Source organism: Fibrobacter sp. UWB15 (assembly GCF_900177705.1).
GTDB lineage: Bacteria > Fibrobacterota > Fibrobacteria > Fibrobacterales > Fibrobacteraceae > Fibrobacter.
Genome location: NZ_FXBA01000012.1, coordinates 49,850 through 75,012 on the forward strand (window position 1 = coordinate 49,850; position 25,163 = coordinate 75,012).

Consider the following 25,163-nt stretch of genomic DNA (forward strand, 5'->3'; position numbering starts at 1 on the left):
TGGAGGGGAAAGCATGAAAAAAGCATTATTTGCATTCGCAGCCGTACTTTGCGTAGGTAATCAGATTTTCGCAGAGGAAGCACCGGAAAAAGCCACTCAAGAAAAATCCCCTTGGGAAATTTCGTCTACGGTATCTGCCGCCTACTACCCCGAAGTGGATCACCACCGCGGCTCAAGCCACGTCACAGGAATCAGCGGTCCTTACGACGGCATCGAGGCCGTTGCCGAATTTGATGCGGCCTATACGCTCCCCTTCTTGCGTGGCGACGACGAATTCACCGCCGACAACCATGTGACATTTAGCGCGGGGTTGGAAGTTTCGCCCATTACGCTCGCACCAGTCGCATCAATTACCGTATCTCCCATTGCCTTTTTGGAACTGGCCGTCGGCGGCACGGCAGGAACCGGCTGGAACGCGTTCGATTTATTCCAAGGCATGGCTGCATACAATGCAGCAGAGCCTGAATACAAGGACATGACTCCCTTTGCGCACTGGTACTTGTACGGCTGGGGAAGCGCATGTTTCATGTTCGATCTTGCCGCCCTTTGGGAAGGCGACTGGCACCACGTTGTCGCTACGGCAACCTACAAAGCCGGCTACCAGAAATTGACTGGCACCGACAGCGATGTTTGGCTATGGCAGGCCTCCGACGGCTTGGCGAGCGGCTGGGTGTACGAGCAGGAATACTTTGTAGGCTACCAAATGCCTTTGAAACTTTCGATGATCGGCGTCGGTACCACGCTTTCGGGCCATTATGAGTCCAGCGATTTCGGCGACTATTCGTCTCGCTACAAGGGCGACTTCATGACCATCGATATTTGGCCCATGGCTGAAATCACGCTCGGCAAGAAAGACAAACTTTTTGTGCTTTTTGATTTCCAGTCGCGCCGCAGTTTCCGCGAAAAATACAAAGATGCAGAATACGAGCCGCTAATGACCTATAGCGGTAGAGAATGGATATTCTACACACTCGGATTCCAGTGGAAGCACCTGTTTTAATTCTTTTCACAACTTTTTTACTAAAATATAATACGGAGCCTAGAATGGAACTTAGAACTGTTTTGAACGATGCTGAAATGACAATTGCTCTTTCTGGCGAGCTGAACACCCTCACCTCGCCCAAACTCGCAGAAGAAATTGCAGCGCACATCGAACGGATAAATTCGCTAATTATGGATTTTAAAGAATGCGATTATGTATCCTCGGCAGGAATCCGAGTCTTACTTTCAACATTCAAGACCTTAAAAAAGAAACAGGGAAACATGCAGCTCATCAATATCGGCGAAAACTTCAAGGAAGTCCTAGACGCAACTGGACTCGATGCCGTATTCGGTTTAATTTAAATGACTAACTACGAAATAGAAATGGAACTTGACAAGGCATCAAAAGCCCTGTCAAAAGAAACGCAGTCTGTAAATCTATCTTACTGGAATTCCGGCTCCGAATACAAGGCAAAACTCAAAGATATCCTCAAATACGAATCCGGACAGGATATTTTTGACTATCAATATTATCTTCCAGAATCCATCAAGAAAAGCATCGCAAACAAATTAGGCTTTTCTAGCGAAGATTTCTATGAATCCCAAAGTTTTGCCTTTTCGCAAAGCACCCATTCGATTGTAACAATCGCAGTATTCCTTTCACAAAGAAATTTAAAAACAGGAATCATTGCGCCAGCATACTTTACTGCACAGACCTGCCTAGACGATTTAAAAGTCGCCTACCACGTTTTTAACGAATTCATTCCCGACTTCAATCAAAATTTTGATATCGGCCCCCTTATAAATTCGGACTGCGAAGCATTCTGGTTCACCTCTCCCATCAACTCGACAAGCGTTTATTTCAATCAAAATGTCATAAACGACATTCAAGAACTTCTAGATGCAGGAAAATGGGTTATATTGGACGAGGCCTTATGCGTAAACGGGAAGGAACTTTCAAGAACACTAGGAATTCAAAAAAAATTAATTTATATCTATAGCCCACATAAGGCTCTAGGAATTCAGGGGATTAAATTTTCTGTCATTGTCACACATAAAAAGTTCACTGACGAAATTGATAGGCTCAAAGATTGTTACGGAGGCTCCCTAAATTATCTAAGTGAATTGGGAGCACGCCACTTCATCTCCCAAAATTACGACGAATGCCTTCGTTTTTACAATCAATTTTGGAGCGACAATTACAAACGAGTTCATCAGATTCTAGCAAATTACCATTTCGCTCATGTGTCACCTGATATATCCGGTCATTACGCCATGATTTTTCTTGATGGGTGTATAGGAACTGAAAATTTTAATTTCGCCATAAAAAAACTAATCAAGGAAAAGGGATATTTAATTTTTCCGGGTGTCATGCACGGTTTTGACATAAGCAAACAGTTCTGTTTTAGAATCAACCTGCTCCTGAACAAGACTGATTTGGAAAAAGGACTTATTTCAGTTCTTGACTACATGGGCAAATTCATCGAGAATGCATAATGGCTAAAGAAAAATTTTTCTCTGTTCAAGACAAACTTACCGAACACGCACAAAAAACGCCCGACGCCATTGCCGTTATCTGCGCAGACAAGGAACTTTCGTACAAGGAACTTGACCAGGAATCCGATTATTTGGCGGCATCGCTTTTCGCCCTGATTCCAGAAATCAGACAAGGGGATTTCATCACTCTTGTATTGGACAGGTCTTTCTCTATTCATATCGCCATCATGGGCGTTTTAAAAACGGGTGCGGCCTTTATCCCGCTTACACTCGACACGCCTCCTGAAAGAATTGCATACAGCATCAACGATTCCAAATCGAAAGCCATCATTACAACCGCAAAAATCAAGGCGGAACTTCTAGAAATAGGCAAATGCACTTGCAAGATTTTCACACTAGAAGAACTCCTTGCCAAAGCGAAAAAAGAACATTTAAAAAAACAAGTTGTTCATGTAAGCCCCGATGACATGGCAATGTGCATTTACACCTCAGGTTCTACAGGAAATCCCAAAGGGGTCACGCTTAATCACAGGGCCATTTACGAAGAATTCTTTCCAGAACAATGGATCGCCATTGCCCAATATCAAATTCATCGATTGGCCGACATATCCCCATTCACGTTCATCCTTTTTTATACAGGATTCTTTTATTGCATTTATGCAGGCGCCCTATTTTACCTTAACAAAGAAAATGAGCTTAAAGATTTAACAAATTTTTCAGAACAGATCAAGAAGTATCAACTGGATTCCGTAATTGGAATACCTTCATTCATAGAAATTCTACTTTCTGCGGCAGACAAAGAAAATTTTGAAAGCATTATTGGCCTTTACATGGGCGGAGAGCCGCTCTCTCCGGAGCATGCCGCAAAAATCTTCAGCAAACTCCCTACCGTAAAAATCATCAATGGGTACGGTACGACAGAAACTTGCTCCATGGCTGTGTGCAAGGTATTGCAAAATACAACAAGTTCCTTCACAAATGGAATTCCATACCGGACAAAAGTCTTCATCGTAGATGAAGAAGGAAACGAACTTGGACCAAACCAGAAGGGAGAACTTTTAATACAGGGCAAGACGCTTTCTTGCGGTTACTTGAATCGCCCCGATGATACGGCAAAGAGCTTTATAGAATACAGAGGCGAAAGAACATACAAATCTGGGGATCTTGCCTATAGGACCGACAACGGAGAAATTGTGATCTGCGGGCGAGCCGACGATATGGTAAAGTTAAACGGACAGCGAATCGAACTCCAGGAAATAGAACAATCCATCTTAAAAATTGAAGCCATTAAGCAAGCAACCGTTATTTTAAAGACAAACGAAAAAGAGAATTTCCTAGTCGCGTTCATTGTTGCAGACACAGACATATCTACAAAGGCTATCAAGGAAGAACTATCAAGGATTCTTCCACCTTATATGATTCCTTCGGTTTTTGTAACGCTTGACAAGATGCCCTTAAATAAACACGGGAAAATTGACAAGCAAAGCCTAAAAACAATGGATATTTCGTTTAAGCATTTAAACGAGGATTCTTCAGAAATTGGCATCGAAAACATCTTATGTTCTGCGGTCAAAAAAGTTCTTGATCTAAAAAGAGACCCTTCCAAAGAAGATAATTTCTTTGAGCTAGGCGGATCCTCTATATCAGCCGTTGAGCTAATCATCGAGATAGAAAAGCATCATTTAACGCTGACGGTTTCAGATATCTACTACGGAAAGACAATCGATCGAATTGCAAAAAAAATACAATCAAACAAGAACACAGATGACAATGAAAAATATGAAGAACAATGCCGAAAAAAAACATTCGACATAAAGGCAGAGCAAGAATTTTTCCTATCTGAAGAAGAACAAAAATCCGGCAGTAATTACGTTTACAACTTTTCGTACGTTGTCACACTCGGAAATCAATACGATGAAAAAAAACTATGCGAAGCCGTTGACAAGACACTTCAAAAGCATCCGATGATGATGTCTGTTTTTTCGAAAGATGAATCGGGAAAATACTCCGTCTCATACCGCCCTGAATTGAGAAAAAAAACAGAATTATGGCACACCACCGAAAAAGAATTCAACAAGTTTAGAGAAAAACCGGAGCGCCCATTCAATTTATTCGGAGAACATCTGTATAGAACCAAAATGATTGTAACAGAGAAAAACAAGTACCTCTTTGTAGAAGTTCATCATTCCCTGGGAGACTATTATTCGTGTTTTATATTTTCCGTCCAGATATTCAACGAATATTACCAAGAAAAATCAGGAGGCGACTTTTATTATTCGTACTTACAAGACCTAGAAAACACCAAGAAGTCTACAAAATATACTGAGGCAAAAAGATATTACGAATCCCTAAAGGGCGATTCCAAGTGGTGCTGCGTACTTGAATATGACCATACAAAATCTTTCGGGAGAAGCGCTTATTTGGATTACGATTTAGGAATCTCCCTAGATCAAATGAACCAAGCCGAAAAAAGACGTTCTACATCCAGGAATGAACTTTCTATTGCGGCGGCAATACTTGCCCTCTCCGAGATGACAGGAAAAAAGAAAATCTGCTACACCTGGACTTATGACAACCGAAAAGAAGGCAAGTACCTCGAAACCATTGGCAGTTTCGAAGAAAATCTACCCATCTTTATCGATCTTGAAATAACGGATTCTCCCTCAAAAGTTCTTTCCGAGATTTCAGAACAAATCCTAAAGGGCATTTTCTATTCGGAATGCCTAGGTGATATTTTCTACAATGACGAACTGGACACATACACCTTGGAAATCATCTATCAAAAGCAAGTCCATGAAAACACCATGCTGAACCTGATTCCGCCGGAGGTTCAAATCGAAGAAGTGGGTTTGAACCGCAATGCGGCAATGCCTTTCGAAATAGAGGTCCGCGAAAATCCTTCGAGCCTATCCCTGTTTATCGAGTATGCGGAAAATCTATACACTCCAAAACAGGCGTTACAGTATGCGGAACTGTTAAAAAAGAATTTGAACCTTTTGATGAGTACCTAATCAAATTACCATTTTTTCAACCTATTATTATATTTAAATGAATGAGCAAGACATTTCTGTCTAAAAAGTTTCTTTCGCTACTGGTTTCGGGAACAGTCTACATGATTGTCGTTCCAATCCTGTTGCTGTCGGATTCCGTGATTGCAGGCCTTGTCTTAGGAGAAACGAGCGTCGCCGGCATCAGCCTTGTAACCCCCGCATATTCCCTAGCCGCTTTTTTTGGCGGAATCCTTTCGATTGGCGTTCCTATCTTGTACAACCGCGCCATGGGAGAATTCGATCAAGCGAAAGCAACCCAGTATTTCAGGGTCGGATTGACCGCTGCTGTTAGCATAGGCGTACTCTTGTTCTTTGCCTTTACGCTGTTGGGCGACACCTATCTCCATTTTTTTGAAGCGACCCCCGCTGTTTTTGAACAGGCCAAGCAGTATTTCTTTTGGTACAAGCTAACCATTCTGATTTTGCCTTTATTCCTACTGATGTGCGAAGCCGTATTTTCAGATGGAGACGACACGATTAGCACAATCGCAGGCATCTTACAGCTAGTTGTCAACATCGCCCTCTCCATCATCTTGGCAAAATCCATGGGCATCGAAGGAATTGCCCTGGGCTCGTTTATCGGTACCGCACTTGCACTTTTAGTGACAAGTCTCCACTTATTCAAAAAAGGAAACTCGCTAAAAATCGGATTTCACTTTTCAATTGCAAAAATTTTTCACATAGCGAAATACAGTACGATCGATGCGAGCACCTATCTATTTTTCGCCTGCTTTGCCGTGATTGTCGAAAAATACATCACATTCGCATTCGGTTCTGAAATGCTGATTATTGCCTCCGTTATTTTCTTTGCAAAAGAGTTTCAGATTATTTTTGACGGCATCGGAGAGGCCATTACACCCCTCATCAACATCTATCTAGGCGAAGAATCCTACCGCGGCATTAAAAATTGCTACAAGCTTGCGCAGAAAGCGGCTATTGTCGAAGGGGTTTTAATGACCATCATCATAGCGGCAGCAGCTCCACTCATCGTAAAAATTTACGGCATCGAGAATCCAAAAATCGCCGAGGAGGCCATCAACGGGGCACGCATTATTGCACTTGGGCTCACCGGAACCAGTCTTCTCTACTTGCTCTCTTCGTATTATCTGCTCATCGACAAGATTTTTCTTGGGGCACTTCTCTGCGGATTACGCGACGTGATTGTCGCCGTCCCCTTTCTATTCATTCTCGGCGAAAAATTTGGAATTTACGGTTTCTTTATCGGGATTGCCCTTTCGAGTATTTTCGCCTACATCGTCTCGACACTATTTATCCGCACCAAATACGGCAAAGAAAACTACCCGTTGCTACTTGCAGATAAAGAAAAACGACTGAACTACCGCTTCTACGAACTTAAGCTGGAGCCGGAATTGATTATTGATGTTCAAAAGCAGATAGAGCGATACCTTCAGGAAAATGGCATCAACAAAAAAATCATAGCCAAAGTCAAATTGCTCATTGAAGAGCTTTTTATGCTTATTTTTGAGAAAAACGGGAACGCGGCAACCTATGCGGAATGTTCCGTCTTTATTCGAGAAGATGGAATCCAGATTATCACCAAGGACGATGGCATTTTATTTGACTTATCAAATGACGATGTAATCGCGGGTTCCATAACCGAGTTCATGGTTTCGGGATACATGGAAAAAATGAAAAATAACAAGATGTACCTCACGACCATGAGTTACAACCGTAACACATTCAAGGTAAAATTCGAGGCATAAATATGACCTATGAACAAATTGCAGATACCCTGTTTGTAGAAATATCCGTTTTCACGACCTTGCTAACCGCATTCATGTTGTACAACAACATCGTACTGTACAAGATGAGCTTCAAGGACAAGCTTTCCATTATGCTTGTGTCGGCAACGGTCTTGTCTGCTTTTGACGGAATCTGGCATTTTGTAGATGGGAATCTTACATACAAAATCCTTAACTACGCCTGCGCCTATATTTTTGCAATTGCAATGATGCTCGGTTCATCGATGTTTACGCGATTTTCGTTGAATCAATTTGAAATCAAGATGAGTTCAAAAAAATTGCATCACGCGCTATTTATCGCACCCACCGTCCTTACCGTTATTTTATGTCTAACGACACCTTGGACCGGTCTAGTATACTCCATCGACGAACATGGGGAAATTCAATATGGCATCATCTTTGATTATTGTTTGGTACCGATTGCGTTCATGTACGCAGGTTCACCATTGTTGCAGTCCTTCTATTACTTAATCCGACGCCGAAAATCAAATGCAGAAAAGAAATTCTATGGTCAATGTATTTTGACAACCTCCTTATTGATTGCAGGAATTGAATTTATTCAGCTATTCGTCTTGGATCTTGATGAAAATTATCTAGAAACCAGCCTTTCAACCGCCATCGCACTCACCTTCTTTACAACAAACGTGAACACGAATAGGTTCGTCAAGAATCGCGAGAAAATAGTGGCCGTCGAAACCGATCTGAATCTCGCCGCAAACATTCAAACAGGTTCTCTTCCTTCCGCAGAGGGCGTTCTTGTCAACCACCCCGACGTAAACATTTACGCGACCATGGATACAGCCAAGGAGGTCGGCGGAGATTTTTACGATTTCTTTGAAATCGATGGCACGCATATTGCATTTGTCATCGCCGATATTTCGGGCAAAGGTGTTCCCGCGGCCCTCTTCTCGATGACCGTGAAGACGATGATCAAAGACCACGCTTCGATGAAACTGTCCACGGCTCAGATCTTTACCGATGTCAACCGAATCCTGTGTGAAAGCAACCCCGAAGAAATGTTTGCCACAGCATGGATTGGCATTCTAGACACCAAGACTCGCATCATGAAATTCACAAATGCTGGCCACAACGCCCCCTGTTTTGCAAGAAAGGGCGAAAATTTTGAATTTTTGAAGAACAAGCATGGGTTATTCCTTGCAGGCATGGACGATACACAGTACAAGGAATCCGAGATTCAATTACAGGATGGCGACAACCTTTTAATCTATACCGACGGATTAACCGAAGCGCACAACGGCTCAGGGGAACTTTATGGCGAAGAGAGACTGCTGAAAAAGCTCAATTCGGCCGATGTCCGTGGCGGCAAAGCATTCTTGACTCAAATCAAGGAAGACCTGCAAGCTTTTGTGGGTGATGCCGAACAATTCGACGACATTACCATGTTGTCCATTTCTCTCAGGTAGACAAAGCCGCAAACTTACCCGAATTTTCCGGAGCGTTCCATGTTCTGGATTTCTTCGATGCCAAGGAGCATGGCGCGGGGCTTGGAGTTGCCCTTAGCAGGGCCACACACGCCGAGGCTGTAAAGTTGATCCACAATTTTACCGGCTCGGCTGAATCCCATGCTAAAGTGGCGCTGCACCGCCGAGGTCGAAAGCCCGCGGCATTCGACAGCCCAAACGGCCACATCGTAGAGCAGTTTGTCAAGCTTGCCCAAGTCCTTGCCTCCGCCATCGCCGTCTTCGTCGCCTTCGCCGTCGCTGACGTCGAACGATTCTACCTGCGGGTAGAATACGTTCTGGTCGGAGCAGGCATCGGCAAGCTTTTCGGCTTCTTCGTCGCTTAAGAAAGCTCCGTGAACGCGAACCGGTTCCGGATCGTTCACCGCCTTGTAAAGCATGTCGCCGCGGCCCAGGAGCTTTTCGGCGCCGGCATGGTCCATGACCGTGCGGGCGTCAATCTGAGAGGCCACCTTGAAGCTGATACGCGTCGGCAAGTTCGCCTTGATAATACCAGTGATAACCTTCACCGACGGGCGCTGCGTGGCAAGCACCAGGTGAATGCCCACGGCACGAGCCTTTGCGGCAAGACGCGCCACGTTCTTTTCAATTTCCTTGCCGGCGACCATCATAAGGTCCGCCATTTCATCGATAATCACCACGATGAACGCCATGCGATGACTACGGTCTTCTTCGGGCACTTCATCAGGCAACTCGCCCGCCTCAAACTTCGCGTTAAAGCCGCCAATGTTACGCACCTTCGCCGATGCCAGAACTTCAGTTCTGCGGTCCATCTCGTAGCACAGCCACTGCAACGCCTGAATGGCAATTTCAGGCTTGGTAATCACCGGAGCCAGCAAATGCGGGATGTTTTCGTACATCTTGAGTTCCACCGCCTTCGGGTCCACCAAAATCATGCGGAGTTCGTCAGGAGTCTTACTGAAAAGCATCGAAGCCATGAGTGCGTTAATGCACACGGACTTACCGGAACCCGTCTGGCCTGCAATCAGCAAGTGCGGGGCCTTGGCCAAGTCCATCGTGAATGCTTCGCCGGTAATGTCTTTACCGAGCGCCACCAGAATCTTTTCGGGCGATGGCTTGAACTTTTCGCTCTGGAAAACATCGAGGCTGTACACCGTCTGGAACTTGCGATTCGGGATTTCGATACCGACAGCCGCCTTGCCCGGAATCGGAGCCAGAATACGCACCGACGAAACACGGAGCGGAAGCGCCAAGTCTTCTTGCAAGGCAGAGAACCGGCTCACCTTCATGCCCGGGCCCGGCTCCACCTCAAAGCGGGTAATCATCGGGCCCGTTTCGCAACCAATCACGCGGCCCTTCACCTTGAAGTTTTCAAGTTTTTCTTCGAGCATCTTGCCGATAGCGTTCAGTTCTTCTTCGCTGTAATCGGCGGTCTGCGGCTCATGTTCTTCCAGAATATCACTAATCGCGGGCACCTTGTATTCGTCGTAAACCGTCGTCGGGTCACGCTGCGGAATCGGGGCAGCCTTCATCCCCGAAGTTGAAGTTCCACTAGAGACCGCCCCAAACGAAGCACCCAACGTTCCGTCCGGAATTTCAGGGACTTCGCCCACATCGTCGGCACCGTAAACTTCAGGCACGAACGTATCGTCATCAGAGACGGCCTCATCGATTGTTTTAGCGCCGTCACCACCGAGCAAGTCCTCGGCATTAAAGGGAGCCCCGTTACCAACAGTCGGCTCGCCCGCCATCACAGTGCGTTCGTCAGCATTTTGAGCATTGGCCTGCGTCATACTTCTTTGCGTAGCACCCTTTGCGGCAGGCAGCGTTCCCGTCGGCATCGGATTGGCGACCGTGCGTGTTGCCATAGAACCCGTTACGCCACCTTCGCGGCGTACATCGCCCTTGACCTGCATACGGCCGCGGTGGTCCTTTTCCCAGGCGATCAAGTCGCGGGCGCGCTTGAGGGCCGCAATCTTTTCCTTGACTTCTACGATTTCAAGGGCATTCATCTTGCCGCCGTTCTGACGCAAATAATCTTCGAGCCTGCGGATTTCAGGATCTTCGTCCAAGTTATAGCCGCCAACCATATTATTCGTAGAATCAGGCTGCGGAGCCATCTCCTTTGCGCGGCGGGGCGGTACAGTCTGCAAAACTTCGTCCGGAAGGTTCGGCACCTCGTCCGTGGTTCCGTTCAAGCTGAATTCGTCATCCATCCAGTTGCTGCGACCATTGAAAGGCGTCACCTTGTTCTTGCGACGAATCTTGAAACCGTCGGGCTTGATATTCACCGTATTGTCGTCCATGTAGACGCCACGCGGAAGTCCTGCACCCGGCAAATCCATATTGGTCTGCACTTGAGGCATACGGCGGGTATCCACCGGTTCATAACCACTGCAGCCAACCGAATCCTTCTTATGGAACACCGACTTGAGCCAATTTGTCGTCTGAACCACAAACTTGAAATGCCTCGGGCGAAGGCCAAAGGCAATCACCAGAATCAAGCCGATGACCGCAAGCGAAATGCAGACCGGCAACAAGAGAGCCTTTCCAAAAAGCGGCGTCACCACAAACTGGTTAAAGAACTGTCCAAGGGCACCACCGCCCTGAATCAGGGCCTCCTTGGAAACCTTCGCCACGCCGTAATTGCGGAGCGAGAAGAGGAAAGAAAACACCACCGACAAAAGAGAAAGACCCACCGCGTAGCGGACAAAACGGCCTCGCCTTACAACAGACACCAAGGCTGCGCCCCACAAAACCAGCGCCGCAGAAACAATCAGCGAGGCTACACGGCCAAAAACGAAAGCTAACGCATCAGGGAACATTTTACCCAAGTATGGGCCCAAAAAATTCTCTTTCACGCCGCTATAAGCAGAACAAATGCAACCAAGCATCAATATAAGGCCAAAGCCCACCAGGGACCAACCGCCAAGAATGGAGCCAAAGCCCTGTTCCGAGGTTTGAAAATCGTCTTTTTTTGAAGACTTAGTCGATTTTCCCAATTTTTTTGATGATGATTTCTTTTGAGTAGCCAAAAAATGCCTCCGCAAGTACCCCCTAAATATAGTATTATATTATCTTTTTATTATGCAAATAAAGTTTTCGAAAAAGATTAAGAAAGTTTTATCGGGTTTTTCTATTTCGGCCCTTCTAGTCTTTTTTACTCTCACTTTTGGAAGCACCCAAAGCAGCTTTTTGCCAGATACCCTTGTACAGTCCGCAATCGGCAAGACCCAACGCAACGGTGCCGAAGCCCTTGAAAACATTTTTTACGATTTATTTTTCAAAACCTCTACCCATTCCCAAAAAGCCGAAGACGAAGAAGATTCTCACCAGCGCGTTTCCATTAACGATAGCCTTGATCAAAACATTTTCATTGTCGATATCGACGAAGCATCTCTAACTAAGCTCGGCAACTATAACGAATGGGACCGTTCCATTCACGCCAAAGTCATCCAGAACTTGAGCGAAGGTGGTGCGGCGGCAATCAGTTTCGATATTCTGTTCAAGAGCGCAGACTTCGGCAAGCAAAAAACAGACCAAGCCGCAAACGTTCTCCGAAAAATCGCGCCCGAAGCCGAAGTCGATTCCCTTTACCCTTCGCTACTAGCCAACTACAATTTTGACTCCATGCTGGTGAACGCCGTCAAGGAAAGCGGAAACACGATTGTCTGCTACATGTTCGATGAACGCAAGTCCTACAAGCACGCATCCCAATGGACCCCCCTAAGCATGCAGGAACGCGCCGACGCCATCGGCTATTCCTCCACCTTAGATACCACGCAAGTAGACAAAATCGACGATGTAGAAGCCAAGGATCTGTTGGACAACATTTTCCCGGAACTGGCCAACGCAGGCGTGAAAGCAGGTTCCGTGAACGCCTACCCCGACAACGACGGCGTGGTCCGCAAAGTGTCCATGCTTTACCGTTTCCCGAATCCCGACCTTGACATCATTCCCTTTCTGGATACCACTCTCGCTAGCGACAAAGAAAAATACGACGCCGTCATGAACAGCGACGGTAAGAGCCACGTGTATTCCACCATGTCGCTTATGACCATCCTCCATCTTTTCCACAAAGATCCCAAGGACATTACGGTCAAGATGGGTAAATACATCGACATCGGCAAGCCCTTTGGCATCTACCGCGACTCGACCGGAATCTATCACACGACTTACCCCAACTTCAGCTACCACATGTTCTTGCTTCTCCGCGAAACCTTGGCCGAGAAGAAGATCCACAACAAGGCTAGCGAAGATGCTCTTGAAATATCGCACAAGGTTTTTGCCAGCAAAGACGAAAACGGAAAGATTTCCCTGGAGCTTTCCAACGGCGGCACCAGCAGCGTCCTTGACGAACAGGAATCCAATTTGCTCATGAAGGTGACCCTTGAACAGCTAGACGCCCTTGAAGAAGAAGAGACAGTCAAGCTCACCAGAGACTACATCATCCGCAAGGACGAAGACGAAGATGGCTTCTACCAGATTGTAAGAAACTCCACCGACGACGAAGAAGATGAAGACGAAGATGAATCCATTGATTTCACTCGCTGCGCCATCAAGACATTAATTTTCTATAAGGATACCCTGAAGCGCATGCCTGCCGGCAATAAGATGATTCTTTCGCTCGACATGCAACTGCGTTACAACAAGGCCACCAAGAAGTGGAGTTCAAACATGGCGATTCTTTCGGACGCCGTGATTCGCGACATCCAAGCCACCAAGAATGAGGTTATCGAAAACCTTAAGCCCGGTGAAGAACTCCGCTTCGGCAAAGTCAAACGCATTCCAATCGACCAGAACGGCCGCTACCAGGTCAAGTACAAAGGACGTTATAACGAAATCAACAACAGACGATTCCAACACCTGTCTTACTACGACGTGTACAGGGGACGTATCGACAACCTTTTCTATCAGGGTAAAATCTTTATTCTCGGTTCAGCCGCAGCGGCTCTATTCGACTTTGTGCCTGGCCCACAAGAAGAAAACTACCCCGCCGTATTGATACACTCGACCATCATCAAGAACATCTTGGAAGACGACTACCTCGTCACCTTGAGCGAAAAGAAACAACAAATCATAGTCGTCATTCTCGCGCTCCTGTGCCTTATTCTCGGTCTCTACTTCACGAGTTCAATTTCAGTGGTGCTCTCCCTGATATTAATGGGCATCTACACCTACATTGCCTACAAGTACTTCCAAGGTGGACTTTATATCGGAGTCTCCAAACAATTGCTCGCCATGTTGTTAACCAGCATTACGGCGCTGGTCGTGCAGTTCTACTTCGAAAACAAAGAGAAGAACTTCATCAACAACGCGTTTAAGCAATACATTTCTCCCGAACTGATTACCGCCATGGTGGATAACGAAATTATGCCGACCCTGGGTGGCGAAAAATCGAACCTTACCGCTTACTTTACCGACATCGCAAGTTTCTCTACCTTCTCCGAAAAGATTGGCGATCCGAAAAAATTGGTGGATCTGTTAAACGAGTATCTCACCGCCATGACAGACACCCTGCTCGAAAACAAGGGAACTCTGGACAAATACGAAGGCGACGCCATTATCGCCTTCTTTGGAGCCCCCATGCCCTTACCCAACAACGCCCAATACGCCTGCGAAACGGCCGTGGGCATGCAAGAAAAGCTTATGAAGCTAAGACGCATTTGGGCAAGCGAACTGGAAATCCGGAACAACCAAAAAGTTTCCAAGTGGCCCAAGGTCGTCCATAACATGCACATGCGCATCGGCATCAACACCGGCGACATCGTGACGGGTAATATGGGTTCTTCGATGCGAAAGAATTACACCATGATGGGCGACGCCGTGAACCTGGCCGCACGTCTTGAAAGTGCTGCAAAGCAGTACGGCGCCTATATCCAGATCAGCGAAGATACCCAAAGAAATCTGGAAACGGGGACCTTTATCTACCGCTCCCTGGATACCATTCGAGTGGTGGGTAAAAGCCAGCCCATCAAGACCTTTGAATTATTGGCCATTACCGGCTTGGGACTGACCAAGCTCAATGACGAAGCCCAAACCAGCCTGTTCAAGAAGGAAAACTTCAAGAACGAAACGATTGAAGCCAAGAATAAATTCATTATCAAAAAGAGAAAGAAAGCCAGAAGAGCTAGAGCACAGCAAAAAGAAGACGAATTGAATAGAATCGTCAACACGAGACTCGACGAAGAAATCTCAAGAATCAAGAACGAAACGCACATGAACGTCAAAGCGGACGTCAAAAAGATTCTTAGAGAAGACATCACTCAAAAAGCGAAGAAAGAACTAGACAAGAAATACAAGCTTAACGCCCCAAGAGAAGTCTATACTTCTGGCGAAATCGCTTATTTTGCCAAAAAGCGAAATTCCCAGAACCAGAATTTGATCAAACTTGTAGAGCTCTGGGAAAGAGCCCGCGCCTGCTACCTGAACATGCAATGGGACGACGCCATTGAGCTGTTCAAGCAATGCCTCGATTTGGAGCCGCATCACCCCGACCGCGATCCGGGCAGCAAGACAACGCCGTCTCACGTGTACATCCAACGCTGCGAAGCATACAAAATAACCCCGCCTGTTGCAGAAGGCGAGGTATGGGACGGCGTATTCACCGCTACGGAAAAATAGAGATCCTTCTCCCCGCAAGGGGGATCATGCTCACATAAGCGCTAAAGCGCTAAGTGATCAAAGAGACTTCGCAACTTCGTTGCTTCTACCCAAAGGGCATAACTCAACTAGAGAACTAAAGTTCTAAGTTTCGTATAGCTCAGGATGACACTTCGTGTCAGTTCAACTCGATATTGTCGATCAGGCGCGTCTTTCCGAAGAATGCAGCCACCAGAATCACCACCTTGTCTTCGGGGCCCAAAATGCCTGCGAACTTCTGGAGATTCTTCTGGTTCACGAGTTCTACAAACTGAACAATACCGTGTGCGCCCAGAATGGACTTCAGCACGACATCGCGAATCTTGCTCACGGCACGTTCACCATTGACATAAGCTTCCTTAGCCTGCTTCAGGCCCGTGCTAATGGACAAGGCGTTTGCGTGTTCTTCATCGGTCAAGTATTCGTTGCGGCTCGAAAGAGCAAGGCCCGATTCTTCGCGCACAATCTTCACACGGTGAATCTGGATATCGAAATTCAAGTCCTTCACCATGCGTTCAATCAAGAACACCTGCTGGTAATCCTTTTCACCAAAGTAGGCGTGATTGCAGCCCGAAATCAAGAACAACTTAGAGACAACAGTCAAGACACCGCGGAAATGACCGGGGCGGTAGGCACCGCAGTACATGCCTTCCAGTGTTTCATCGCGAACCATGGTCAGCGGATCACCATCGGGGTACATTTCAGCAACACTCGGGGCAAACACGTAATCGGCCCCCAGCGATTCGGCAAGCTTAGCGTCAGCTTCCAGGCGCTTGGGGTACTTATCCAAATCCTCGTTTTTACCAAACTGGATCGGATTCAGGAACACGCTGACAACCGTCACATCGCATTCCTTGACAGATTCCTTAATCAACGCACCATGTCCTGCATGCAAGGCTCCCATGGTGGGAACGAGCCCGATGGTTTTGCCTTGCTTAGCAAGAGGCTTGATGACTTGACGAAGAGAATCAACGGTAGTTACGATTTGCATTATTTACCTTCTGGTACAAAATATGTCGTCTGCTTGGGGCATGCGGCAATGGCATCGAGCACCAGCTGCAGATGACTTTCGTTGTGGACAAAGTCGATATTGTCGGTATTGATGATAAGCACCGGCGCGTACGGATAGTTCCAAAAATAATTGTCGAAACGTTCCAAAAGACCGTTCAGGTAAGAACCTTCAATGGTCTTTTCCATGGCACGTCCACGGCCATGAATGCGTTTGAGGAGAGTCGGAACCGATGCTTGCAAATAAACGACCAAATCGGGCCTCGGGATATCATGGTTCAAGGCCTTGGCCACCTGATCGTACATGGCGTATTCGCTTTCGGTCAGGTTCTGGGCTGCAAAAATTTGGTCTTTGTCGTATGTATAGTCGCTAATCAAAAGGTCGCGGAAAAGGTCACTCTGAATTGCCGAATTCTGCAACTGCTTTAAGCGGTCTAGCAAAAAGAATAGCTGTGTCTGGAACGCGTACGCTTCCTTGTTCTGGTAGAACTTCTCAAGGAAGGGGTTTTCCGAGAAATTCTCTTCGATCAAAGTCGCCTTCCAGCGATCCGCAAGGATTTCTGCAAGAGAAGTTTTACCCACACCGATAGCGCCTTCAATGGCCAAAAAATGAACGTCTTTTTCTCTCAGCATATCAAGGTTCCTCCGATGTGATGACGCGGAACGGGATTTTTTCTTCTTTTTGCAAAAGGTTCGAAAGAATGTCTTTCACCTTTATTCCCAGCTGGGGGTCTTCCCACTCCGGGGCAATATCGTTCAAGGGGACCAATACAAACTGGCGGTTTACAATCTGGGGGTGCGGCAGGTTCGGCCTACCCTGGTGAACTTCCTTTCCAAAATACAACAGATCTAAATCAATTTCTCGAGAATTCCAATGACCGCGGGGTTTGCGCCCCAACACGAATTCTGCACCTTTTAGATAATGCAGCAGGCGTGTCGATGTTCCCGAATACCAAAAACTCACGACTTGATTGAAATAGGGACCCTGGCCCGCCGGTCCTACCGGTGGAGTTTCGTATATGGGGCTTTCGAGCCACCCGCCCGCCGAAATTTTGCGGAGCATTTCGCGACCTTCGTTCAAGCGCTTTGAACGGTCGGGGAGGTTTGAGCCCAAGGCAACAAAAACTCTTTCTAAAGAATCCACGAAATAAATATAGATATTCAAATTGTCATTTTTACGACAAAAATGCAAACCAAACCGCCACAGGCGGATTTTAACAGTCTCCAAGCCCCCTCAAAAATTTTTTTCCGAATTTTCGGCATTTTTCCGTGACAAAAACAATTTTTTTAGTTATTTTATCGGAGCCCGTGATATTGTTGTGGTCATATTTAAAGACCTGGGCATTTTCAATTATATCAACTTAATCAATTAACATTCATTTTCATTTATTAATTCAATAGGACACCATCGTGGCTCCAACTAAAAAGAATTCTAAGAATGCCTATTTGGCAGATCAAGAACCTACTGGCGCAGAAATTCCCCCAGAATTGAACATAGATATTCCGAATCCCGAAGAAAAAGAATCTTCTCCCAAACGTCGCGGAAGGCCCAAAAGAGCTAAAGAAGAATCTGCCGAAGCTAAGGTAGAATCAAAGCCCGAAAAAGAACCTGTTGAAAAAGAAAAAATTGTCGAAGCTAAAGAACAGAAATCTTTTGAAAAAAGAGCTGCAAACAACGTAGCCGAAGCACCTGTCGCCAAAGAACAAGCCGCTAATGTCCCGGTAGCCGAAGCACCTGCTGCTGAAAAAATTCAAGCAGAAACACCTGTGCAAAATGTAGAAGCCGCGCCTGCAGAACAAGTCGAACAAGCTGCAAACCAAGGCGAACAAGTCGCCAATCAAAACGACAACAACGGTCAGCAGCAATACCGCCGCTTCGACAAGTTCAACAAGAACAACCGCCGTTTTGACAAGAACAACCGTCAAAACCAGAGATTCCAGCCCGAAGAAGAAGATACCACCCCGCTTCCGGAACCGGATTCCGAAGCATGGAACAAGGCTCGCGAATGCTGGAGCAAGTACCGCAAGATGACCATGAGCGACTTGCAGGAACTCGCCGCTCAAAAAGAAAACGTAGACTTCAGGCGCTACCGCAAGCAGTCCCTGGGACTCTTGTTGCAGAGCCTCGAAAACGAGAACAATATCGTTTACGCCGAAGGCCTTTTGGAAGTCACGCCCCAAGGTCACGGATTCCTGCGCAACACCGAATTCAACTACCAGCAGGGCCCGGACGATGTTTATGTGAGCCAGAACTTGATTCGCAAGCTCGGTCTCAAAATCGGCGATACCGTTGCAGGTCTCGCTCGCCCGCCGCGCGACCAGAACGACAAATACTACGCGCTTCGCCGCGTAGACAAGGTCAACTTCGAAGATCCCGAAAAGATCAAGCGCCGCGTTGCTTTCGAATACTTGACCCCGATTCACCCGAACGAAAAGATTCAGCTGGAATGGGACCCCGAAGAATTAAGTACCCGCGTCATGGACTTGTTCTCCCCCATCGGTAAAGGCCAGCGCAGTATCATTCTCGCTCCGCCGCGTACCGGTAAGACAATCCTGTTGCAGAACATGACTCGCGCGATTGCCAAGAACCACCCCGAAATCATCATCATCGTGCTTCTGATTGACGAACGTCCTGAAGAAGTGACCGAAATGCGTGAAATCATCGGCAAGTTGGTGGAAGCAAACCCGAACCTGCGCGCCGAAGTGGTGGCATCCACCTTCGATGAACCGCCTGACCATCACGCCCGCGTGGCCACCATGGTGCTCGAAAAAGCCAAGCGCCTCGTGGAACAGCAGAAGGACGTGGTTGTCTTGCTAGACTCCATTACCCGTTTCGCCCGCGCGAACAACGTGGTGATTCCGCACTCCGGCAAGATTCTTTCGGGCGGTGTGGATGCCAACGCCATGCAGTTCCCGAAAAAGTTCTTCGGTGCCGCCCGTAAGATTGCCGACAAACTCGGCGATTTCCAGAAAGATTCCAACGGCCAGATTGTGCAGACAATTACCGGCGAACCGGTCCGCGAAATCATCCAGAAGAACGGTTCCCTTACCATTATCGGCACCGCCCTGATTGAAACGGGCAGCCGCATGGACGAAGTGATTTTCGAAGAATTCAAGGGAACGGGTAACATGGAACTGGTGCTTGACCGCCGCCTGGCCGAAAAGCGCACCTGGCCCGCCATCGATATCTTCAAGTCGGGCACCCGTAAAGAAGACCGCCTTCTTACCCTTTACGAACAGGATATCATCTGGAAATTCCGTCAGGGTGCCCAGAACGATACCGAAAACGGCATTATGGACAAGCTCATTAAGCTCATGAAGCAAAACAAGACCAATGCCGAATTACTAGAATTTATGAAAAAAGCAAAGGACAGCCTTCGCTAAACAAAAGGATATTCTATGTCAGAAAAAATCTTTTTCGCAGGTACAGGAAACATGGGTGGCGCAATCCTCCGCGGTCTTTTGAAGGCCGGTACGGACGCCTCCAGCATTTTCTTCTTTGACCCCTCCGACAAGGCCGCCGCAGAAGTTTCTGCTCTCGGTTGCGTTCGCGTGGCAAGCTTTGCCGAAGGCCTCAACAAGGCAGACGTCACCTTCCTTTGCGTGAAACCGCAGATTTTCAAGCTGGTTTCCGCCGAATGGAAGGCTGCTGCCGCAGCCGAAAAGGCAACGAAGACTTTCGTGAGCATTATGGCTGGCGTTACCCGCAAGGCCCTCATCGAAGTTTTAGGCGAAAAGAACCAGATTCTCCGCGTGATGCCGAATTTGCCGCTTACCGTTGGCAAGGGTTCCGTGGGTCTCGCTACTGACGGCGTTACTGAAGAAACGCTCGCCATTGCCGAAAAGATCTTCGGAAACATCGGCGTGACCTGCCGCGTCGCAGAATCCCTGATGGATGCGGTGACCGGACTTTCGGGCAGCGCCCCCGCCTATGTCTTCGAATTCATCGAAGGCCTTACCCGCGGCGGCGTCAAGGCAGGCCTCACCCGCGATGTGGCACTCAAGCTTGCGCTTGGTACCATCGAAGGCAGCGTTGAACTCGTGAAGCAGTCCGGCAAGAGCCCAAGCGACTTGTGCGCCATGGTTTGCTCACCCGCAGGCACCACTATCGCAGGCATCAACGCCCTTGAAGAAGGCGCCTTCCGCAGCACGCTGATCAAGGCTGTTGTGGCCGGTACCGACCGCAGCAAGGAACTGGGAAAATAGTAAGCAGTAAACAGTGGTTTGTAAACAGGCACAAACCTAATCACTCGCCACTAACCACTAGATGTCCACGATCAATCTATTCGCGAAAGATAATGCAACGTCCTCGTTCATCCAGGACGTTCTTTCGTCGGTAGATTATTCGGTGGATATTTACCGCGAAGCGCCAGCGGCAAGCGCCATCCCGCAAATTCCGCTGGTCATTTGGGATTTGGATTCTTTTTCAGAATACAATCTGCAAATACTCAAGGCGTTCCGCGAAAAATCGCCGGACACCTTGATTCTGGTTTATGCGGAAACACCCGAAAGATATAGCGAAATTTCCAACAAGCTTTACGACAGCATTCTTTCGGTGGAATCCTTAAAGCTACACCTGATGTCGCAAATCGTAAAGCTCAAGGAAATTCATACCGCGCGCCAAATCTTTAACGAACGCATGAGTCATCTGGTCGGCAAAAGCCCGGCCATGCAGCAACTCCGCAAAACAGTCCAGCGCGCCATTGTGCATACGGGCCCGGTACTGATTCAAGGCGAAACCGGTGTCGGCAAAGAGCTTATCGCTCGCGCCGTCGGCTGCATGTACGAAAAGTTCGTGACAGTCAATTGTAGCGCCATTCCCGATAACTTATTCGAAAGCGAACTTTTCGGACACACCCGTGGAGCATTCACGGGTGCTCAAAACGAACGCATCGGTCTTTTTGAGGCAGCCGACGGCGGCGCCATCTTCCTCGACGAAATTGGCGATATGCCGCTTCATGCCCAAGTCAAGCTCTTGCGCGTCTTGCAGAACAAGGAAATCCGCCCGCTCGGTTCCAACAAGACCAAGCATGTGGACGTCCGCATCATTGCAGCCACCAACAGGGACCTGCAACAGGAAATTGCCGAAAAACGCTTCCGCGAAGATCTCTATTACCGCCTGAACGTAATCCCGATGCAGATTTCGCCGCTCCGCGAACGTAAAGAAGACATCGAAGACTTGGCGAACTACTTTATACGCACTTACCAAGGAACCGGAGAACACTATACACTTTCAAGTGGCGCTCTCCGCAAGTTACAGGAATACGATTGGCCGGGCAACATCCGCGAACTGGAAAACGTCATCCAACGAGCCCTCTGTTTTACCAGCGCCGGAATTTTGCAACCCGAAGACCTTCACATCGATACCATTCGAGTCTCTTCTGCAACAGCCGCCCCCCAAACGTCATCAAGCCATTCAGAAGCCGCTAGCGAAAGCAACGGGAATGTTTCGGATTACGAAAAGTTCCGTCAAACGCAACTGGATCAAGAGCGCGATTTCTTGATTGCCAAAATCCGCGAATGCAACGGTTCCGTGCGCGAAGCCGCACAAAAGCTCGGGCTGTTCCGCACCGCCCTCTACAATCGCCTGAATCACCTAGGCGTGAATATTAAGGAAGTAGGAAGTAGGAAGTAGGAAGTAGGAAGTAGGAAGTAGGAAGTAGGAAGTAGGAAGTAGAAAGTAGACTGTAGGAAATTGGACGTTGGCGGAGTTAATCTTCGGTCCAGTCGAGCAAACCTTCGGCACGAGCATTTTCAGTCTTAGCCACGCGCACTTGCTTATCTACAATCACCACCATTCGGTCACAATACTTTTCAGCATACTCCACAGAATGAGTGGACACTAAAATTCCCATGTCACGTTCATTCGCCAACTTTCGCAAAAGCGTAAAAAGCTTTCGACTTCGGGGAATATCCAGGAAGGCATTGGGCTCATCCAACAAAAGCACTTTCACCTGCTGAGCCACGGCCTGTGCCAAGTACACTCGACTTCGTTCGCCGTCGCTCAATTCATTCACCCAGCGGTTCGCAAAGTTTTCCAGTTCCAAGAGGGCTATCGCTTCGTCTACAATCCGTTCGTCTTCTTCGCTTCGGCCATCGAACAAGCCTGCATAAGGCATACGGCCCAAGCTGACAAATTCACGAACCGTCATACGGTCGCAAGAAATTCCGCTCATGCGCACCAGTGTAACAAGTTTCGCGCGTTCACGAGCGTTCCAAGCAGAACCCATTGCAGAATTCAAGGGACATCCGCACAAAGATACCGTTCCAGAAACCGGCTGCAACCGAGCGCAAAGCGTCTTTAAAAACGTGCTCTTACCGCAACCATTTTCACCCAGCAAGGCAACTACCTCGCCTGCCTTCAACTCAAAACTGAAAGGCGCCACAATTCCCGCAGCATTCGCTTTGTTCACTTTGGCAGCCTGGTAACCCAGCACCAGATTTTCGCACCGAAGAAGCTCCGTCATCTACGAATTCCTCCGCCGCGAACAATCACCCAAAGTACCACAGGCACGCCCACCAAGCTAAGCACCGCATTCAGCGGAATCTTAGAAAACTGGCAAGCCGCAAGACAAAGCACAATTCCGCACAAAGCCGAGGCAGGCATCAGCACTCGATGGTTGCTGGTTTTGAACAACATAAAAGCCAAATGAGGAACAGCAATTCCTACAAAGGCTACAGGCCCACAAAAAGCCGTCGATGCCGCCGCCAAAAGGGAAGCTCCCAAAAGCACCATCATACGACCGTGGCGCACATTCACGCCTAGGCCCTTCGCAAAGTCATCGCCCATTCGAGCGGCGTTCAAGTAACGCACCGAAAGTACCAACAAGGCAAGCCCCACCAAAACACTCAGGGCATAAATCCAAATGCAATCGAAGGTTAGTCTGCCAAAGCTGCCCATGCCCCAAGACACATACACCCGCAACGATTCCGCGTCGCTCCCCACAATCAATAGACTCACCAAGGCGTCAATAAAATAGCCGACCAAAAGTCCCACAATCAAAAGCACCGTCGATTTCTCGAAGCGGGTAGCCACCGTCATTACCACAAGTGTCACCGCAAGAGCGCCCACCGACGCCGCAGACAGCACTCCAAAATAACCGAAGCCGAATCCGGCCAACAGCGAAAGCGCAACGCCAAGACTTGCGCCACTGCTAATGCCAAGCACAAAAGGGCCAGCCAGCGGATTCCTAAAGAGCGTCTGCAACGAAAGTCCCGCCACCGATAGCGAAATTCCAGTGAGCACCGCTGCTGCCAGTCGCGGCACACGAATATCCCAGAAAATGCGGGTTTCGACAGAGCCAAAAGAAAGGTCAGACCAAGATAGCCCGACCGCTCCCGAAAATAATGTCAAATAAGAAAGGACAACGGCCAGGGAAAAGAGCAGTGCGAATCCTATCGGGATTCGATAATCAAAGCGGCATTTCCCAGCCACGAGAAAACCTTACTTTTTCTTCTTGTCCTGAGCTTGCGCTGCGGCCTGCTTCAGTTCAGCAGACTGCTTTGCATCGCGGATATAGATTTCAGGCGGGATATTGTCGAAGCCCTGCAAAGCGTTAAGCCAGTTATCGTTCAAGTCACGGAATTCCAGCTTGTTCAGATTGTACTGCAGAGTGTCGTTCACGATATCGAACGTGATGTAGTCCCAACGAACCACCTGACGTTCCTTAAAGACTTCACGGCTAGCAAGGGTTCTTTCGCTGTCGAAACGGTAGCGAGCCTTAAAGGTATATTCGCCCGTCTTCTGGTAGCGACCCGAATCAGAGTAAGTGCGAGTGATACCGATCAGAGTATCATTTGCACCGAAGCGGAGTTCTGCATCACGGAAGGCATGACCATGAGCGATGATCGGAGTGCGCCACACGCCCACGACCTGATCCTTCATCTTCTTCTGGAGCACAGTGTCAATTCTCCAGTGATCGAAGTTGCTCTTGTCGTAGCGAGCACGCTGTACATACTTACCCGTCTGGACCAGCTTACGAACGCTGTCGGCCTGAACCTTGGCGAGGCTGTCCGCATTACGAGGACCGACCACCGGTGCCGCATGGTTCATGGAATCAAGTTTCGCCTGAATCATTTCATCCAGCGTGGACGTAGCGCCACGGGGAGTCGCCACCACCTGAGACTCGACCTTGGCCAAGTTCGCCGGTTGGACTACCTGAGCCGGTTGCGCCTTAGGAGGCTGGGAGGTAGAAGATTGAACAGTAGCGGCGGTAGCCGAAGGTTGGGCAGCGGGAGCAGCTTTTTGCTGAGCAAAAGCCATTCCTGCGAAAGCCAAAGAAAGTAACGAAATAAGAATATGCTTGTACATGAAATTTCTCATCAAGTAAAATGTAGTTAAAGCGTATGGAAAAGAGTAGTAAAATGGTTAAAAAAAAGGCTATCTTTGGACTATGTTTGAAAAAACACTCGACTATACCCAAGTTCCCTCCCCCTGTTTTGTTCTTGATGAGGCCAGACTGCGCCATAATATGGAAATTCTGGACGATATTCAGAAGCGGGGCGACGTAAAAATCATTTGTGCCTTAAAAGGTTATAGTTTTTGGCGTTCTTTCCCCCTCATCGGGCAGTACCTGGCCGGTGCCACAGCCTCCAGTCTGAACGAGGCTAGGCTCGCCAAGGAGGAAATGGGCAAAGAAGTCCATGTGTTCGCCCCCGTCTATGACGACGACGAAATTGACCAGATTCTCGCCTGCGCAGGCCACATTACCTTCAACAGCTTCAGCCAGTGGCAGCGTTTTAAAGACAAGACTTTAGCCGCAGGTGTGAGCGCAGGGATT

At 47.9% G+C, this 25,163-nt stretch carries 17 protein-coding genes and 1 pseudogene; 11 read left to right on the top strand and 7 right to left on the bottom strand.

What is annotated here, in order from left to right:
• Positions 1–13: 13 nt before the first annotated feature.
• The 6 genes from B9Y58_RS13185 to B9Y58_RS13210 are packed head-to-tail and all read left to right on the top strand — an operon-like array spanning position 14 to position 8,715.
• A complete protein-coding gene (locus tag B9Y58_RS13185) occupies positions 14–1,000 on the top strand; it encodes a hypothetical protein (protein ID WP_073057817.1) in 987 nt (328 codons plus the stop codon).
• Between the two features lie 44 nt (positions 1,001–1,044).
• The gene (locus B9Y58_RS13190; RefSeq protein WP_073057815.1) at positions 1,045–1,344 is read left to right on the top strand and encodes an STAS domain-containing protein; all 300 of its coding nucleotides are present in this window, start codon (positions 1,045–1,047) and stop codon (positions 1,342–1,344) included.
• A 21-nt stretch (positions 1,345–1,365) separates the two neighbouring features.
• Positions 1,366–2,478: an aminotransferase class I/II-fold pyridoxal phosphate-dependent enzyme gene (locus B9Y58_RS13195; protein ID WP_143154716.1), complete on the top strand. Its 1,113-nt coding sequence runs from the start codon at positions 1,366–1,368 to the stop codon at positions 2,476–2,478.
• Positions 2,478–5,489, top strand: coding sequence for an amino acid adenylation domain-containing protein (locus B9Y58_RS13200; RefSeq protein WP_073057810.1), 3,012 nt, complete (start codon positions 2,478–2,480; stop codon positions 5,487–5,489). The genes B9Y58_RS13195 and B9Y58_RS13200 overlap by 1 nt, the downstream gene beginning before the upstream one ends.
• A 41-nt stretch (positions 5,490–5,530) precedes the next feature.
• Positions 5,531–7,252, top strand: a complete 1,722-nt coding sequence (locus tag B9Y58_RS13205; RefSeq protein ID WP_073057807.1) for an MATE family efflux transporter — start codon at positions 5,531–5,533, stop codon at positions 7,250–7,252.
• Between the two features lie 2 nt (positions 7,253–7,254).
• Positions 7,255–8,715: a PP2C family protein-serine/threonine phosphatase gene (locus B9Y58_RS13210; RefSeq protein WP_073057805.1), complete on the top strand. Its 1,461-nt coding sequence runs from the start codon at positions 7,255–7,257 to the stop codon at positions 8,713–8,715.
• A 14-nt stretch (positions 8,716–8,729) separates the two neighbouring features.
• Here B9Y58_RS13210 and B9Y58_RS13215 read toward each other — a convergent pair whose 3' ends face one another.
• Positions 8,730–11,768: an FtsK/SpoIIIE family DNA translocase gene (locus B9Y58_RS13215; protein WP_073057803.1), complete on the bottom strand. Its 3,039-nt coding sequence runs from the start codon at positions 11,766–11,768 to the stop codon at positions 8,730–8,732.
• Positions 11,769–11,928: 160 nt separating this feature from the next.
• On the opposite strand from B9Y58_RS13215, the gene B9Y58_RS13220 reads away from it, so the two are divergent.
• Positions 11,929–15,357, top strand: a complete 3,429-nt coding sequence (locus B9Y58_RS13220; protein ID WP_158278370.1) for a CHASE2 domain-containing protein — start codon at positions 11,929–11,931, stop codon at positions 15,355–15,357.
• A gap of 157 nt (positions 15,358–15,514) precedes the next feature.
• Here the strand turns inward: B9Y58_RS13220 and panC are convergent, their stop codons facing one another.
• From panC to folK, 3 genes are read right to left on the bottom strand one after another with little or no spacing between them, the layout of a single operon-like run.
• A complete protein-coding gene (panC, locus tag B9Y58_RS13225) occupies positions 15,515–16,366 on the bottom strand; it encodes a pantoate--beta-alanine ligase (RefSeq protein ID WP_073057799.1) in 852 nt (283 codons plus the stop codon).
• On the bottom strand, positions 16,366–17,016 hold the full coding sequence (locus tag B9Y58_RS13230; protein ID WP_073057797.1) for a deoxynucleoside kinase: 651 nt from the start codon (positions 17,014–17,016) through the stop codon (positions 16,366–16,368). Before B9Y58_RS13230 ends, panC begins: the two co-directional genes overlap by 1 nt.
• A gap of 1 nt (position 17,017) precedes the next feature.
• Entirely contained in the window at positions 17,018–17,527 is a 510-nt protein-coding gene (gene folK / locus B9Y58_RS13235; RefSeq protein WP_073057956.1) for a 2-amino-4-hydroxy-6-hydroxymethyldihydropteridine diphosphokinase, read from the bottom strand.
• Positions 17,528–17,829: 302 nt separating this feature from the next.
• On the opposite strand from folK, the gene rho reads away from it, so the two are divergent.
• The 3 genes from rho (at position 17,830) to B9Y58_RS13250 (ending at position 22,018) form a co-directional block, all read left to right on the top strand.
• Complete coding sequence (gene rho / locus B9Y58_RS13240; protein ID WP_233247985.1) at positions 17,830–19,767, top strand: transcription termination factor Rho; 1,938 nt, start codon at positions 17,830–17,832, stop codon at positions 19,765–19,767.
• A gap of 15 nt (positions 19,768–19,782) precedes the next feature.
• Entirely contained in the window at positions 19,783–20,589 is an 807-nt protein-coding gene (gene proC / locus B9Y58_RS13245; protein ID WP_073057795.1) for a pyrroline-5-carboxylate reductase, read from the top strand.
• A gap of 61 nt (positions 20,590–20,650) precedes the next feature.
• A complete protein-coding gene (locus tag B9Y58_RS13250; RefSeq protein ID WP_073057792.1) occupies positions 20,651–22,018 on the top strand; it encodes a sigma-54 interaction domain-containing protein in 1,368 nt (455 codons plus the stop codon).
• A gap of 76 nt (positions 22,019–22,094) precedes the next feature.
• Here B9Y58_RS13250 and B9Y58_RS13255 read toward each other — a convergent pair whose 3' ends face one another.
• The 3 genes from B9Y58_RS13255 to B9Y58_RS13265 are packed head-to-tail and all read right to left on the bottom strand — an operon-like array spanning position 22,095 to position 24,706.
• A complete protein-coding gene (locus tag B9Y58_RS13255; protein ID WP_073057789.1) occupies positions 22,095–22,850 on the bottom strand; it encodes an ABC transporter ATP-binding protein in 756 nt (251 codons plus the stop codon).
• On the bottom strand, positions 22,847–23,818 hold the full coding sequence (locus B9Y58_RS13260) for a FecCD family ABC transporter permease (protein WP_233247986.1): 972 nt from the start codon (positions 23,816–23,818) through the stop codon (positions 22,847–22,849). Before B9Y58_RS13260 ends, B9Y58_RS13255 begins: the two co-directional genes overlap by 4 nt.
• 9 nt (positions 23,819–23,827) lie before the next feature.
• A complete protein-coding gene (locus B9Y58_RS13265; protein WP_073057787.1) occupies positions 23,828–24,706 on the bottom strand; it encodes a hypothetical protein in 879 nt (292 codons plus the stop codon).
• 70 nt (positions 24,707–24,776) lie between these two features.
• Here B9Y58_RS13265 and B9Y58_RS13270 point away from each other — a divergent pair.
• Positions 24,777–25,163: pseudogene (locus B9Y58_RS13270) on the top strand (carboxynorspermidine decarboxylase); the annotation flags it as partial.

Excerpts from the sequence above, each read along its gene's own strand:
- B9Y58_RS13185 (WP_073057817.1), top strand. The coding sequence starts at position 14 with ATGAAAAAAGCATTATTTGCATTCGCAGCCGTACTTTGCGTAGGTAAT.
- B9Y58_RS13190 (WP_073057815.1), top strand. The coding sequence starts at position 1,045 with ATGGAACTTAGAACTGTTTTGAACGATGCTGAAATGACAATTGCTCTT.
- B9Y58_RS13195 (WP_143154716.1), top strand. The coding sequence starts at position 1,366 with ATGGAACTTGACAAGGCATCAAAAGCCCTGTCAAAAGAAACGCAGTCT.
- B9Y58_RS13200 (WP_073057810.1), top strand. The coding sequence starts at position 2,478 with ATGGCTAAAGAAAAATTTTTCTCTGTTCAAGACAAACTTACCGAACAC.
- B9Y58_RS13205 (WP_073057807.1), top strand. The coding sequence starts at position 5,531 with ATGAGCAAGACATTTCTGTCTAAAAAGTTTCTTTCGCTACTGGTTTCG.
- B9Y58_RS13210 (WP_073057805.1), top strand. The coding sequence starts at position 7,255 with ATGACCTATGAACAAATTGCAGATACCCTGTTTGTAGAAATATCCGTT.
- panC (WP_073057799.1), bottom strand. The coding sequence starts at position 16,366 with ATGCAAATCGTAACTACCGTTGATTCTCTTCGTCAAGTCATCAAGCCT.
- B9Y58_RS13230 (WP_073057797.1), bottom strand. The coding sequence starts at position 17,016 with ATGCTGAGAGAAAAAGACGTTCATTTTTTGGCCATTGAAGGCGCTATC.
- proC (WP_073057795.1), top strand. The coding sequence starts at position 19,783 with ATGTCAGAAAAAATCTTTTTCGCAGGTACAGGAAACATGGGTGGCGCA.
- B9Y58_RS13250 (WP_073057792.1), top strand. The coding sequence starts at position 20,651 with ATGTCCACGATCAATCTATTCGCGAAAGATAATGCAACGTCCTCGTTC.
- B9Y58_RS13255 (WP_073057789.1), bottom strand. The coding sequence starts at position 22,850 with ATGACGGAGCTTCTTCGGTGCGAAAATCTGGTGCTGGGTTACCAGGCT.
- B9Y58_RS13265 (WP_073057787.1), bottom strand. The coding sequence starts at position 24,706 with ATGAGAAATTTCATGTACAAGCATATTCTTATTTCGTTACTTTCTTTG.